Origin of the sequence: Corynebacterium sp. 401_CJEI (genome assembly GCF_001076435.1) — a bacterium.
Classification (GTDB): domain Bacteria; phylum Actinomycetota; class Actinomycetes; order Mycobacteriales; family Mycobacteriaceae; genus Corynebacterium; species Corynebacterium jeikeium_D.
The window spans coordinates 113,605-128,538 of the sequence record NZ_JVIP01000018.1 but is presented as its reverse complement, the minus strand read 5'-3'; the positions used below and the strand labels follow the sequence as shown (position 1 = coordinate 128,538).

10 protein-coding genes are annotated in these 14,934 nt (G+C 59.7%); 5 read left to right on the top strand and 5 right to left on the bottom strand.

All coding sequences use genetic code 11. The annotated features are described in order from the left end of the window. Nucleotides 1-209 precede the first annotated feature (209 nt). The 3 genes from ADM64_RS04480 to metX all read left to right on the top strand — a co-directional run bounded on the left by ADM64_RS04480 (nucleotide 210) and on the right by metX (nucleotide 5,588). The gene (locus ADM64_RS04480) at nucleotides 210-2,432 is read left to right on the top strand and encodes an NADP-dependent isocitrate dehydrogenase (RefSeq protein ID WP_049193270.1); all 2,223 of its coding nucleotides are present in this window, start codon (nucleotides 210-212) and stop codon (nucleotides 2,430-2,432) included. Nucleotides 2,433-3,083: 651 nt separating this feature from the next. Continuing rightward, entirely contained in the window at nucleotides 3,084-4,406 is a 1,323-nt protein-coding gene (locus ADM64_RS04475) for an O-acetylhomoserine/O-acetylserine sulfhydrylase (RefSeq protein ID WP_049193268.1), read from the top strand. Between the two features lie 45 nt (nucleotides 4,407-4,451). Beyond that, nucleotides 4,452-5,588, top strand: a complete 1,137-nt coding sequence (gene metX / locus ADM64_RS04470) for a homoserine O-acetyltransferase MetX (RefSeq protein WP_049193267.1) — start codon at nucleotides 4,452-4,454, stop codon at nucleotides 5,586-5,588. A gap of 6 nt (nucleotides 5,589-5,594) precedes the next feature. Here metX and ADM64_RS04465 read toward each other — a convergent pair whose 3' ends face one another. The 5 genes from ADM64_RS04465 to ADM64_RS04445 form a co-directional block, all read right to left on the bottom strand. Further along, complete coding sequence (locus tag ADM64_RS04465; RefSeq protein WP_005510063.1) at nucleotides 5,595-5,963, bottom strand: DUF3017 domain-containing protein; 369 nt, start codon at nucleotides 5,961-5,963, stop codon at nucleotides 5,595-5,597. A gap of 20 nt (nucleotides 5,964-5,983) precedes the next feature. Then, nucleotides 5,984-6,841: a bifunctional methylenetetrahydrofolate dehydrogenase/methenyltetrahydrofolate cyclohydrolase gene (locus ADM64_RS04460; protein ID WP_049193266.1), complete on the bottom strand. Its 858-nt coding sequence runs from the start codon at nucleotides 6,839-6,841 to the stop codon at nucleotides 5,984-5,986. 67 nt (nucleotides 6,842-6,908) lie between these two features. Further along, nucleotides 6,909-7,433 (bottom strand): tRNA (cytidine(34)-2'-O)-methyltransferase, encoded by a 525-nt coding sequence (locus ADM64_RS04455; RefSeq protein ID WP_049193265.1) that lies wholly within the window; start codon nucleotides 7,431-7,433, stop codon nucleotides 6,909-6,911. Nucleotides 7,434-7,464: 31 nt separating this feature from the next. Further along, on the bottom strand, nucleotides 7,465-9,429 hold the full coding sequence (locus tag ADM64_RS04450; RefSeq protein WP_049193264.1) for an alpha/beta hydrolase family protein: 1,965 nt from the start codon (nucleotides 9,427-9,429) through the stop codon (nucleotides 7,465-7,467). Between the two features lie 18 nt (nucleotides 9,430-9,447). Beyond that, nucleotides 9,448-12,687 (bottom strand): error-prone DNA polymerase, encoded by a 3,240-nt coding sequence (locus tag ADM64_RS04445; protein ID WP_049193326.1) that lies wholly within the window; start codon nucleotides 12,685-12,687, stop codon nucleotides 9,448-9,450. A gap of 247 nt (nucleotides 12,688-12,934) precedes the next feature. On the opposite strand from ADM64_RS04445, the gene ADM64_RS04440 reads away from it, so the two are divergent. Further along, nucleotides 12,935-13,801 (top strand): MetQ/NlpA family ABC transporter substrate-binding protein, encoded by an 867-nt coding sequence (locus ADM64_RS04440; protein WP_049193263.1) that lies wholly within the window; start codon nucleotides 12,935-12,937, stop codon nucleotides 13,799-13,801. Nucleotides 13,802-13,865: 64 nt separating this feature from the next. Next, nucleotides 13,866-14,915, top strand: a complete 1,050-nt coding sequence (locus tag ADM64_RS04435) for a methionine ABC transporter ATP-binding protein (protein ID WP_049169931.1) — start codon at nucleotides 13,866-13,868, stop codon at nucleotides 14,913-14,915. The last annotated feature ends 19 nt before the right edge of the window (nucleotides 14,916-14,934 follow it).

Here is a 14,934-nt window from a genome sequence, read left to right as displayed (position 1 = left end):
TATTTGAAGGGTTTGAGCGCGGGGGCCGTCGTAAAGCGAAAAATGGAATGAAAAGCGGCGAATAAGCGACAAATAATTGCGCATTTCGTGACTTACCTCACATAATTGCGTTATTCATATCACTATCACTGTTTTTGCGCTATGCCCCGACACAACCCAAGATTCAAAACTGGGTTATCGTGGAACAAAACAGATAGGAGACATGAATTATGGCGACAATTATTTGGACCCGTACTGACGAAGCCCCTCTGCTGGCGAGCTACTCGCTGAAGCCAATCGTGGAGGCATTTGCAAGCCAGGCTGGTGTCAATGTTGAAACCCGCGACATCTCCCTCGCAGGCCGCATTCTGGCTCAGTTCCCGGAGCGTCTTTCGGACGAACAGAAGGTAGAGGATGCGCTGGCAGCCCTGGGCAAGCTGGTCAAGGAGCCGGACGCCAACATCATCAAGCTGCCGAATATCTCTGCATCCGTCCCGCAGATTAAGCGCGCTGTCGCAGAGCTGCAGGAAAAGGGCTATGACATTCCGAAGTACAAGTCGCAGCCGGAAGGCGACGAGGAGACCGCCGACCGCGCCAAGTTCGACAAGGTCAAGGGCTCTGCCGTTAACCCGGTACTGCGTGAGGGCAACTCCGACCGCCGCGCTCCGGAGCCGGTGAAGAACTACGCCCGCAAGCACCCGCACCGCATGGGCGCTTGGTCTGCAGACTCCAAGACCAACGTCGCCACCATGGCCTCCAACGACTTCCGCCACAACGAGAAGTCCGTTGTCATGCCGGAAGATGACAAGCTGACCTACCAGCTCGAGGCTAACGACGGCCAGATCATCACCCTGAAGAAGGACATGCCGGTCCTCAAGGGCGAGATTATTGACGGCACGGGCATGAACGTCCACATCCTGGACAACTTCCTGCGCGCTCAGATTCGCCGCGCACGGCGCGAGAACATCCTGTTCTCCGTGCACCTGAAGGCCACCATGATGAAGGTCTCCGACCCGCTGATCTTCGGCGAGGTTGTCAAGGCCTTCCTGCCATCTGTTTTCCCGAAGTTCGAGTCCAAGCTGGCTGCCGCCAACCTGACTCCGGACAACGGCCTGGGCGCCATGCTCGATGGTCTGCACAAGCTTGACGACGCTACTGCGGCGGCCGTCAAGTCCGCTATCGAGAAGGACCTGAAGGAAGGTCCGGCCCTTTACATGGTCAACTCCGATAAGGGCATCACCAACCTCCACGTTCCGTCTGACGTCATCGTTGACGCCTCCATGCCTGCACTAATCCGCAACGGCGGCAAGGGCTGGGGCCCGGACGGTGAGGAGCGCGACACCCTCGCAGTCATCCCGGACTCTTCCTACGCAGGCGTCTACCAGGCTGTTATCGAGGACTGCCGCGCCAATGGCGCTTTCGACCCGGCCACCATGGGCTCTGTCCCGAACGTCGGCCTGATGGCTCAAAAGGCTGAGGAGTACGGCTCCCACGACAAGACTTTCCAGATTCCGGTTGACGGTGTCCTGCAGGTCATCAACTCCGCTGGCGAGGTTCTGATTGAGCACCACGTCGCCGAGGGTGACATCTGGCGCTCCTGCCAGACCAAGGACGCCCCAATCCGCGACTGGGTGAAGCTGGCCGTTAACCGCGCTCGTATCACTGGCGACCCTGCAGTGTTCTGGCTGGACCCGCAGCGTGCGCACGACAACAACCTGATCAGCAAGGTCAACGAGTACCTGGCAGACCACGACACCGAGGGTCTGGATATCCGCATCATGGATCCGGTGTCCGCTACCAAGTTCTCCCTCGAGCGCATCCGCCGCGGCGAGAACACCATTTCCGTAACCGGTAACGTTCTGCGTGACTACCTCACCGACCTGTTCCCGATCATGGAGCTGGGCACCTCCGCCAAGATGCTGTCGGTCGTGCCGCTGATGGCCGGGGGCGGCCTGTTCGAGACCGGCGCAGGCGGTTCCGCACCGAAGCACGTCCAGCAGGTTCAGGAAGAAAACCACCTGCGCTGGGACTCCCTGGGTGAGTTCCTGGCACTGGCCGAGTCCCTGCGCTACGCCGCTGAGCATGACGACGACCCACGTCCACGCGTCCTGGCTGAGGCCCTGGATAAGGCAACCGCTACCCTACTCGACGAGGGCAAGTCGCCGTCCCGCAAGGCTGGCGAAATCGACAACCGCGGCTCCCACTTCTACCTGGCTCTCTACTGGGCACAGGAGCTGGCCAAGCAGGACGAGAACTCCGAGCTGAAGGAAGTTTTCGCACCGGTCGCTAAGGCTCTCACGGAGAAGGAAGAGTCCATCGCCAAGACCCTGATTGATGCTCAGGGTTCCCCAGCTGATCTGGGTGGCTACTTCCTGCCGGACGATGAGAAGACCTCCGCAGTTATGCGTCCGTCCGCTGAGTTCAACGAGATCATCGACGGTCTGAAGAAGTAGGACTAGCTGCTTGCTCCTGGCTGGCCTGGTTGGCCTGGTTGGCCCAGGCTGGCCTAGGCCGACCTAGGCTGACCGCCGGTTTCGGGCGATAGCCCCTCGCTCATGTTGCATTTGATGCACATGGCGCGAGGGGCTTTTTCTATGCCCTGACTTCCTTAACGGTCTTGACAGTATCCAGTGCTTTTCGGCGCTTTACGGTACCCTTCGCCCATACTCAGTCCCCTGTTTGGCTCGCCCCGACACTCGGCACCGCAGTGCCCGATGCCCCGGCACCGCAGTGCCTCACCCCATGAGTTACTGACTACCTTTATGACACTTTTGTCCAAAAAATTGCCTTCAAACTGTCATAAAGGTAGGCACTAACTCCTTCGGCAAACCGCCACCCGTCGAACACCACTCGCCACGCACCACCCACCACCCACCACGCGCCACCCACGCCCCCATATACAGCAGCCTCCACCCCCCACAACCGACCACGCCCCAGAACTAATCAAACCAATCCGTACTAAGCGGGCTATAGCACTCTCGACACAGATACACACACCCTCTTACCTTGGGTTTTTCCAAAACTTTGCAATAGACAGCTTGGTTCACTATTGTTTGTAAGCAACGTTTTGAACGACCTCAAAAAACCGCAAGGAAGTATCTGAAATGACCACCAAGTACGACAACAGCAACGCCGCCAACTGGGGCCTGTCCACTCGCGCTATTCACGCCGGCTTCGCTCCGGACGCACAGACCTCCGCGCGCAACCTGCCGATTTACAACACCTCCTCCTACGTCTTCGATTCCGCTGAGCACGCTGCCAACCGCTTCAACCTCTCGGATGCAGGCCCGATTTACTCCCGCCTGACCAACCCGACTGTGGATGCCGTCGAGCAGCGCATCGCCAGCCTCGAAGGCGGCGTCGCTGCCGTACTGTTCTCCTCCGGCCAGGCAGCTGAGACCGCTGCTGTCCTCACCCTGGCTCGTGCAGGCGACCACTTCGTCGTTTCGCCACGCCTCTACGGCGGTACTGAGACCCTGTTCAAGGTCACCCTGCCGCGCCTTGGCATCGACTGCACTTTCGTCGAGAACCCGGATGACCCGGAGTCCTGGCAGGCAGCAGTTCAGGACAACACCGTCGGTTTCTACGGTGAGTCCATCGCCAACCCTCAGATCGACGTCCTCGATATCCCGGCCATCGCCGAGGTTGCACACCGCAACAACGTTCCGCTGATTGTCGACAACACGGTTCCGACCCCGGCCCTGCTGCGCCCGCTCGAGCACGGTGCTGACGTCGTGGTTTCCTCCACCACCAAGTTCCTGACTGGTAACGGCTCCTCCCTTGGCGGTGTCATCGTCGACGGCGGCAAGTTCGACTGGACTCAGACCCGCAACGGCCGTTCCATCTTCCCGAACTTCACCGAGGCCGACGAGGCTTACCACGGCCTGAAGTTCGCCGACCTGGGCGCCCCGGCCTTCGCACTGCGTGCTCGCGCTGGCATTCTCCGCGACACCGGCGCTGCCCCGGCTCCGTTCAACGCTTGGGTTCTGGCTCAGGGCCTCGACACCCTGGCTCTGCGCATCGAGCGCCACAATGAGAACGCCAAGGCTGTCGCTGAGTTCCTCGAGAACCACCCGCTGGTCGCCAAGGTCAACTACGCTGGACTGCCGAGCTCCCCGTGGTACGAGACCCTGAACAAGCTGGACCTTTCCGGCGCCAGCGGCGTGCTCTCCTTCGACCTGAAGGATGCCGACACCGCCAAGGCGTGGAAGTTCATTGACGCTCTGAAGCTGCACTCCAACGTCGCCAACATCGGTGATGTCCGCTCGCTGGTTGTCCACCCGGCCACCACCACTCACTCCCAGTCCGATGAGGAGGGTCTGATCCGCGCCGGCATTTCCCAGGCCACCGTTCGCCTCTCTGTCGGTATCGAGAACATCGATGACATCATCGCCGATCTCGAGGGCGGCTTCGCAGCACTCGCGTAGACCGTTTGTACACAGACACAGAACGGACTAAGTAGTCTATAAGGCATGAGCTTTTCCCCATCTACCCCGGCCGCCCTCGCACCCGAGGGCGAACCGGGGCGTGTCTTTATCGGCGATGTCACAACCGAGGCTGGCGCGGTCATCCCCGACGTCACTGTCGAGTTCGAACGCTGGGGCCGGCTTAACGACGACTGCTCGAATGTCATCCTCCTCGAGCACGCTCTAACCGGCGACGCCCACGCTTCCGGCCCCTCGGATGAGTACCACCCGACTGCGGGTTGGTGGAACGGGATGATTGGCTCTGCCCGCGCCCTGGATACCGACGAGTACTGCATTATCTGCACCAACGTCATCGGTGGCTGTCGCGGTACAACCGGCCCTTCCAGTCCACATCCGGACGACGGCAAGCCCTGGGGCTCTCGCTTCCCCGCAATCTCCGTGCGCGACACGGTGACGGTGGAGCACCTGGCGCTGCAAGAACTGGGAATTTCCCGCCTCCAAGCTGTCATTGGCGGCTCCTTGGGTGGGGCCCGAGCGCTTGAGTGGTCACTGATGCACCCGGATTTCGTCGGCAAGGCATTGGTGATGTGTGTCGGCGCACGTGCGTCTGCTTGGCAGATTGGTATTCAGTCTGCGCAGATTCAATTCATTGAGTCCGATCCCGATTGGCATGGCGGCGACTACTACGACCGCGGTGTGACTCCGGCCCGAGGTCTGGGTTTTGCACGCAGGGTCGCGCATTTGACGTACCGTGGCGAGCTGGAGATGGATGACCGCTTTGGCGCGGCAGCGCAGCCCGGTGAGGATCCGCTGGGCGCGATGCGCACGGAAGATCGCTTCCAGGTAGAAAGCTACTTGGATCATCAGGCGAAGAAGCTGGCTCAGCGTTTCGATGCCGGCTCGTATGTCGTGCTCACCGATACCTTGAATCGGCACAATATTGGCCGTGGTCGCGGTGGCCTCAACGAGGCACTGCACTCGTCAACCGTGCCGACCATGGTTGCCGGTGTGGACACGGACATTCTCTACCCTTTCCACCAGCAGGAGCACCTCGCCCGCAATCTGGGCAACTGCATGGGGCTAGAAAAGATTGAATCCGCCGTGGGTCACGACGGATTCTTGACGGAGTTTGAGCGAGTGGATTCGATTGTGCGTAATTTCCTTGCTCGCGATGTCAGCTAATGCCAGCTAGCTTCCCAGCGCATCCACGCTGACTGCGAGGAATACGATTCCCATCCCGATTATGGAGCAAAACCATAGGTCAAAGGCCCGGGATCGCACAGAGAACACACCTAAAATGCTGTCCGGCAGGTACTGCCTAGCCACACCGAGCAGCATCATTGTGCTTCCCAGCATGAATGTGGCGCGTCGCCACCGCTCCAGACCCAGGAACACAACGAAGGCGGACATGCCGAAAAAGAGCGCGCCGTAAATCGTATACTGCACCCACATTGGCCACGATGCCCCCGGCGGCGGGGTCTTCGGGCTGTGCGGGTTCAGCATTGGATCCGGCAGGTCTTCCCGCCGGGCACGCTGCGCAATTTCCCTTTTCGACACGACTTGTTCCTCCTGGCTGGCTAGGCCAGGCCAGCGAGCTTTTCAGCGCGCTCGACGACATTGCGTACGAGGAAAGCGCGAGTCAGTGGGCCGACACCACCTGGGTTCGGGGATACGTAACCGGCAATGTCCCAGACGTCATCAGCAACGTCACCGGCCAGCTTGCCGTCGACACGCGAAACTCCCACGTCGAGTACAGCAGCTCCAGGCTTGACCATGTCTGCAGTCAGCATATGAGCGACACCAGCAGCGGCGATGATGACATCAGCCTGACGGGTTTCAGCGGCCAAGTCCTTGGTGCCGGTGTGACATAGCGTCACGGTGGAGTTCTCGCTGCGGCGAGTGAGCATCAGGCCGATTGGGCGACCAACGGTGACACCGCGGCCGATAACAACAACCTTGGCACCGTTGAGCTCGACGCCGAAGCGTCGCAGCAGGTGGATACAGCCGTTTGGGGTACACGGCAGTGGTGCTGGCTCGTTGAGGACCAGCTTGCCCAGGTTTACCGGGTGGAGGCCATCGGCATCCTTCTCCGGATCGATGAGCCCCAGAATACGGTTTTCATCCAGGTGCTTCGGCAGTGGCAACTGAACAATGTAGCCTGTGCACTCCGGGCTTTCGTTCAGCTCGGTGATTACTGCCTCGAGTTCTTCCTGCGTGGTGTCAGCCGGAAGGTCACGGCGGATAGAGGCGATACTAATCTGCTCACAGTCGCGATGCTTCATCTTGACGTAAGAGTGGCTGCCTGGATCATCACCAACCAACACGGTGGCCAGCCCCGGGGTGTAGCCGGCTTCCTTTAAACGCTCAACGCGCTTTTCCAGGTCTTCAAAGATTTCGTCTCGGTAGAGTTTGCCATCAAGCTTTGTCGCTGCCATGGCATTTATCTTAGGCACAGGAGCGAATAATGCCCAGAAACGCCTCGTAGCCGCTCTCGCCTTGCCCCTATTTACCGCCCATAAAGCCCTGCTGACGCCAGACTTCATAAGCAGCCACTGCTGCGGCGTTGGAAAGATTCATGCTGCGACGAGCTGGCAGCATCGGAATTCGGATTAATTGTGTAATTCGCGGATCATCGAGCACTGACTGTTCCAACCCGGTTGGCTCTGGACCAAAGAGCAGTACATCGGTGTTCGTGTACTCAATATCTGTGTGCCACGTGTCAGCGTGTGCGGTAAAGGCAAAGATGCGGCACCCTTGGCTGGCAAAGGCCTCCAACGCTTGATCGATGGAATCGTGAATACGCACATCGGCCAGGTCATGGTAATCCAGCCCGGCGCGACGCAGATTCTTGTCATCGAAGTTGAACCCCAATGGCTTGGCCAGATGCAGCATAGCTCCAGAGCCCGCACACATGCGGATAGCGTTTCCGGTGTTCGGTGGGATGACAGGCCGGTCAAAAAGCACGTGGCAGGTGTGGCTCGTAATCCAGTCTGTGGAGTTCGTTGGCTCGGTCGTGGCGCTATTCATTTCTTCCGTCAGTTCTTTTCCGCTGCTTCTATTACTGCTCGCTGTTGGTTTCTGCTGCCGCTGTCGTGGCAGGCGCCGCATCGCACACACCGTGCTCGGTGAAAAACGCGATGATGGTCTCACCGATTAGCGCTCGGCTCCTCGGCTTCGAGAACTTATGGCCCTCTCCCTCGACCACTAGAAAATCGGTGGGCACACCGTAGGCGTCCATGGCGTTGCGCATCTGACCAGACTCTCGCGGAGGCACGTTGGTATCCCACTCGCCGTGAATGAATAGGGTTGGAGCCTTCATTTCCTCCGCACGGTGCAGCGGTGAGATATCGCGCAGGAGCTCAGCATCCTGGTACGGGTAGCCGTATCGGGGGAACGCGGCCTGCGCCAACCAAGGCTCGGTGGATTGGTAGTAGGTTTCAAAACTTGTCATTCCGCAGGCATCGACGATGACCGCAAACTGATCCGGGTACCATGCCGAGGCCAACAGCGACATGAAGCCACCGTAGGATCGCCCGCCCAGAGCAATGCGTTCTGGGTCCGCCAACCCGGCATCAACGAGGAAGGAACGCGCCGCTGCGATATCCGCAATAGCGGCAAAGCGCCCATAGCGGTCGCCCGCGTGCTCGAATGACCTACCGGACCCTGAGGAACCGCGCACATTAGGAGTGAACACCACGAAGCCCGCCTCCACAATGCTGGCTAGAACATCGTGGTGGATGGGTTTCGCCTGCAGTTCTGGTCCGCCGTGGATGTGGATGAAAGCCGGCGGTAGTGCGTTTCCGGAAACGTCATTAGAACTATTGCGCACCGACTCCGGAAGGTAGAGCCAGCCAGACAGTTCCAACCCATCGCGGGAGACAAAGTAGACCAGCTCTGGAGCCGGCATGGTCTCCAGATTCTTCTCTTCCAGAGCCAAAATCCGTTCGGTGCGTTCCATGTCCAATGGCTCAATGACACCACCGATATTGCGCAGAATCTCCACCGTTGGCGCAAGGCCTGGCCCTTCTACTGTCAGGGAGATCAGCTCACCGTCACCGGAGATTGACAGCTCGCGCGCAACCATGCCCGGCAATTCCACATTGCGGCGCACCATCACCCGCATGTCGTCAGTCTGCGGGTGAAGGCCAAGGGTAAGCACCTCAAGCGTGCTGACCCCACCGCTATTCCACAGCACCGCCGCAGTGGAGGAATCCTCACTAATGACGAATTCTTCGACGTCTTGATCCGGATTGCCAATGAACTCCTCGACATCAACTTCGATGCCGATCTTCATATCCAAAATCTCCGCTGCGGTCGATTCCGCTGTGCGCGGCTCAGTAGTGCTGATACCGCTATCGGGAGTAATCCCCAGGCGCAGGATGCGACGCTGTTCCGCGCCATGATCTGAGAGTACGAATGCGGTCAGCTTCTCCTGCCCCGGATGCGCCAATAAGACACCGGCATCTGTGGTGGAGCCGGGATCGGACGGCAACAGCGGCTGCCACTGCTGCCCCGGCCCGACCAGCAGTAGCTCACGGTGGCCTCGCGGCCCCACCCGCACGAGGCCAAACCCGCCTTCAGCCGCTACCAGCTGGCTGTCAGTGCGTTTGTCAATGACCTCATACTTTGAGTTCGTCGGGTTGACCAAACGCGCATAGTTAATGCCCTGGGCATCGACCGCGTTCATCGCTAGGAGATCGTTATCCCATTCCACCAGTGTGGCGCGCATATCCGCATCCATACGCAGGGGGCGGGCACCGTCGACCTCCGGGTCGGTGGATACCAGCCAGGTCTGCAGTCGCTCCGTACCGTACGGAGAGACCTCACAGGCGATCCACTTTCCATCCGGGGAGTGCAGCACCCTGGTAACCGGGCCTTCCACCGGCAGTTTCACGGGGCGCTCCACACCTAGCCCCTCCGGAGTAATCTCCTGCTGTACCGCACGCGGGTAGCCGCTATCGCGGACAATAAAGGCGATTGCACTCCCATCCGGTGCTAACGAGGATTCATAGGTCTGGCGCATGACAATCCATTCTAGTAGTCAGCGAAAATCTCTACTTCGACCTGCCACCACTGGCTGCCCCAGAGCCTCGGACATATCCACCAGACGATCGGCCACGATTGTCACCGCACCAGAGGCTGTCTGCGCGATACCGCGCACCACCATCGCCCGCGAATTCACCGCTACCGGCCGAAATCGATTCCACAGCCCCGGCGTACACAGCACATTCACCAGCCCAGTTTCGTCCTCCATTCCCAAAAATGTCACTCCACCAGCGGTCCCCGGACGTTGCCTATGCGTCACGACTCCCGCCACTTCTACTCGTGTTCCGTCGGGCACTGTTTTCAGTTCCGCCGCAGGCACCACTCCACGTTCCTGCAGGTCTGCCCGCAACGCGGCCACCGGGTACTGCCCCGGGGTCACTCCCGTTGCCGTCAAATCGGCAGCTGCCAGCTCAAACTCCGTCATGCCGGGCAACGCAGGTGCGTCGGCAAGCGTGAGCCCCGGCAGCATGCCCTCACTTTCCGTCGCCGCCACGCCCGCCGCCCACAGTGCTTGCCGACGGTCAATCCCCAGCGACCCAAGCGCCCCTGCGCGCGCCAGTGCTTCCATGTGCCCAACACTCAGCCGAGCTCTGCGGGCGACATCTGCTGCGTTGACAAATGGCCGCGCTGCGACGATACGTTCCGCCACATCATTGCCCACACCAGCAATGGCACCGAGCCCCAACCGAATACGCCCATCGATGACGCTGGCTTCCACGCCTGAAACCGAGATATCCGGACCATCGCAGCCGATACCGTGCCGGCGAGCATCAGCAATCAACGACTGCGGAGAGTAAAACCCCATGGGCTGGGCACGGAGCAATGCGACACAGAACTCCGCCGGATAGTGGTACTTAAACCAAGCCGAGAAATACACCAAGGAGGCAAACGACTGCGCGTGTGATTCCGGGAAACCGTAGGCGGCAAAGGCCACTATCTTGTTCCACAGTTGTTCCCCAATATCCACATCAATGCCACTGGTGCGCTCCAGCCCAGCCAGAAAACGGGCATGAAGCGCTTCCATTTTGGCCACTGAGCGCTTCGACCCCATAGCGCGACGCAGCGAGTCCGCTTCCGCCCCACTGAAACCCGCCGCATCGACGGCCATTTGCATCAGCTGCTCTTGAAATAGCGGGATGCCCAGTGTCTTCCCGAGGGACTTCTCCAGCACTGGATGCTCATAGGTCACCGGTTCGAGTCCATTTCGGCGGCGAATGTAGGGGTGCACGCTACCGCCTTGAATGGGGCCTGGGCGAATGAGTGCCACCTCCACCACCAGATCAAAGAACTCCCTCGGCTTCAGTCGGGGCAAGGTGGCCAGCTGCGCGCGCGATTCCACCTGAAACACGCCCACCGCGTCCGCGCGTGCCAACATCTCGTAAACCTCCGGCTCGGCGACATCTATTTCCCACAGGTTCACTCGGCGCCCATGCTGTTCATAGACCAAGTCAATGCAATGGTGGATGGCCTCCAGCATTCCGAGGCCAAGCAGGTCGAATTTCACCAGTCCCGCTGCCGCACAGTCATCCTTATCCCACTGCACTACCGAACGACCTTCCATGCGTGCCCATTCCACTGGCACGACATCCGCAATCGGCCGATCACAAATCACCATTCCGCCAGAGTGAATACCTAGATGCCGAGGCTGCCCACGAAGCTGCTCCGCCAGTTGCTGCACCGGCTCCGGCGGGCACGCCTCCCGGTCTCTGACCCACGCATCGATAACGCCCGGCGAGTACCCCAACACCCGCGCCGCATCGCGCAATGCACCGCGCCGCCGGTAGGTAATGACATTGGCCACCTGCGCGGCATTGTCACGACCATACTTTTCATAGACGTATTGGATGACCTCTTCCCTACGACCAGACTCAATGTCTACATCGATATCCGGTGGCCCATCCCGTTCTGGCGACAAAAACCTCTCGAACAACAGCCCGGCACTAATGGGGTCAACATTGGTGATCCCCAGCGCAAAACACACCACCGAGTTAGCGGCCGAACCGCGCCCCTGCGCCAGAATTCCCGCCCGGCGACAGAACTCACAGAGGTCATGCACGATGAGGAAGTAGCCTGGAAAACCCAGCTCTCGAATCACAGTCAGCTCATTCTCTAACTGCGCCCACGCCCGCGCTTGCACGGAGCTATCCCCAGCTCCATCGGCCGGACCATACCGCCGCCGCGCCCCCGCACGAGCAATTTCCCGTAGCCACGAATCCTCATCGTGACCAGCAGGAACCTCCCAGCGAGGCAACTCAGGCGCAATGAGATCAAGCGTAAAAGCACACTCACCTGCAATGTCCTGTGTTGCCTGCAGCACCTGCGCCCCCAGATACCGTGTTGCCGCCGATAGCTCCTCCCACGAACGCAACCAAGCTCCGCCTGCGGGCTCCAGCCGTGACTCGAACCCGTCTAAGTCCTCCCGCACAGCAAGGGCCTGCTTCGCCCCGGCCAACCGGCTTGCCGCAGGCGAGGCCGCCGTCGCAGCAGAGGAAACCACCTCCCGCAGGCCATACTTCACAGCTGCGGCCGAAATAGCCTCCTCATCATCGGCCGCCTCTGCTGTGGAGCTCAGGCGGTGCTCGAGCGCCACGTTCTCCGCACCGAAGGCCGCAATGAGCTCTTCCAAGTCGCCGACCCAGCTGACGTCGGCAAGCACCTGCCAGAAACCACCTGCGGCCTCCCCTAACTCTGGCAGCGAGGGATAGCGGACGACGGACTTCTCCCCTGCCGACATATGCGCATCACACAGCGTGTGGCTCAGGCGCCGATAGCCCTCGGGCCCCCGCCCCAGCACTGTGAGGGGCCGCTGCGGAAGCCCCAGCTCCGCGCCGATGATTGTGGCGATACCAGCCTCCGCTGCAGCCTCGGCAAAACGAGCGATTCCATAGAAACCATCGCGATCTGCGAGCCCCAACACGTTTAACCCCAAACGCGCAGCCTCGGACACCAATTCTTCCGGATCCGATGCGCCATGCAGGAATGAATAGCTCGAACGACAGTGCAATTCCGCCTTAATATCCGCAGGCGAAAATGACACGCCACCTCCGCCACTAACACCGCTTTCCGGAGCTTCAAAAGCCCCAACGATGGAATCTGACAGCTGCCCCCACCAGCCATTGAAGCTGCCATTAGGCTGTAGTTTTCCTGAAAATTTACCCGATAGAATACGCTCAATCCGCGACCAGCTCAGTGGCCGACCGGACTGCTCCGACTGTCCGTCCGAGATGTTTTCCATGCCATGAACATTAACCCACCCTACGGACTGCATTCAAACGTATTTTCGATTAGTATGTGCATTAAGCGCCACCCCCGGGACGCATCCGTAAGTCACACCTCAGCCACGTTCGACTGTTTAGGCTGAAGTTGAATTTTCAGCACTACCTGGGCAAGTGCTAGCCTTAACCCCAGAATTAAAGACAGCTTGGTCTAGTTCTGCCTTAAAACTTCAGCTAACAAATCCCATTAAATAAGGAGACCCCTCGATGAACCTCAAGCGTTTTTCCGCCGGTGTACTTACTGTCGCGTTCGCCGCAACCGGCCTTACCGCCTGTGGCAGCTCGGATGATGCCATTCGCATCGGCACCACGGATGCCGGCAAGAAGGCCTGGACCGTTTTCGAGCAGAAGGCTTCCGAACAGGGCATCGATCTGGATGTTCAGTCCTTCTCCGACTACCAGACCCCGAACCGCGCACTCGATGAGGGCCAGCTCGACGTCAATCTCTTCCAGCACATCAAGTTCTTGGCTGAGTACAACGCCGGCGCTAAGTCGGACCTGACTCCGATTGGCTCGAGCGAAATTGTCCCGCTGGCTCTGTTCTGGAAGGACCACAAGTCGGTTGATGAGCTGAAGAAGGGCACCGAGGTCGTCATCCCGAACGACCCGTCCAACCAGGGCCGCGCTATTAACGTGCTGGTTCAGGCTGGCCTGCTGAAGCTGAAGCAGGATGACCTGCTGACCCCGTCCCCTGCTGACATCGATAAGGAAGCTTCCAAGGTCACGGTTCTGCCGGTGGATGCCGCTCAGACTCCGGCCGCCTACGGCGAGGGTAAGCCCGCCATTATCAATAACTCCTTCCTGGACCGCGCCGGCATCGACCCGAACACCGCCATCTTCCAGGATGACCCGAACTCCACGGAGGCAGAGCCGTACATCAACGTCTTTGTCACCAAGGCTGAAAATGCTGACAACCCGAAGTACGCGGAGCTCTCCAAGATCTGGCACTCCAAGGAGGTCCAGGACGCAGTCGCTGAGGACTCCAAGGGCACCTCGGTTCCGGTTGACCGTTCGGCTAAGGAGCTGCAGGACATTCTGGATCGCGTCGAAGAGCAGCAGCGCGAGCAGAACTAACGCCACTGCCACCTAAGCACCGCCCAACACCAGGGAACACAGACCAAGGGGCACTGATTCATTCGTGACCAACAGGGGAACGAAGCTCGAATTCCGCGAGCTGAACAAGCAATTCGGCGACGTCACCGCGCTCGCCGACATCAACCTAACCGTTGAACCCGGCGAAATCCTCGGCGTCATCGGTTATTCCGGCGCCGGTAAATCAACGCTCATCCGTATGATTAACGGCCTGGAAAAGCCAACCTCCGGGCAGGTTTTGCTAGATGACACCGACATCGTCGGCATCTCCGAGCGCCAGCTACGGGGCTTGCGCCGCAATATCGGCATGATTTTCCAGCACTTCAACCTCTTCCATTCGCGCAACGCGATTCGCAACGTTGAATACCCGCTGGAACTGGCCGGCATGCCGAAGGCCAAGCGCCGCGCTCGCGCCCAGGAGCTGCTGGAGTTCGTCGGTCTCGGCGACAAGGCGGAGTCCTTCCCCGAGCAGCTCTCGGGTGGGCAGAAGCAGCGTGTCGGCATCGCCCGTGCGCTCGCCACCGAACCGACGCTCTTGCTTGCCGACGAAGCCACCTCGGCACTCGACCCGGAAACTACTTCCGGCGTCCTGGATCTGCTGCGTCGCATCAATCGCGAAATGGGTGTCACTATCGTGCTGATCACCCATGATATGTCGGTTGTACGCGGTATCGCTGACCGCATGGCCATCATGGAAAATGGTCACATCGTCGAAACCGGTACGGTCCACGAGGTTTTTGCCAACCCCAAGACTGAGGTTGGCCGCCGCTTCGCCACCACCGCACTGCGCGATGTTCCAATTGGCCGTGAACGCGATTCGGTGAATCAGTCTGCCGAGAGCGCAGCAGCTCGCCTGGTCACCATCACTATCAATGACGGTGTTGACCTCGGTGCCCTAGCACAGGCCACTAGTGCCCACGGTGTCGCCGCCTCGGTGGCACACGGCGCGGTCGCCAATGTGCAGGCGAAGTCCTACGGCCGCCTTACTTTGCGATTGACTCCGCTGACAGGCAATTCCGCCTCGGATTCCTCTGATTTCGATGCCGCCATTGCTGCTATTTCCGAACTGACACAGGTAGAGGAGCTTGCATCATGATCGGTCTCTTAAACTCTCT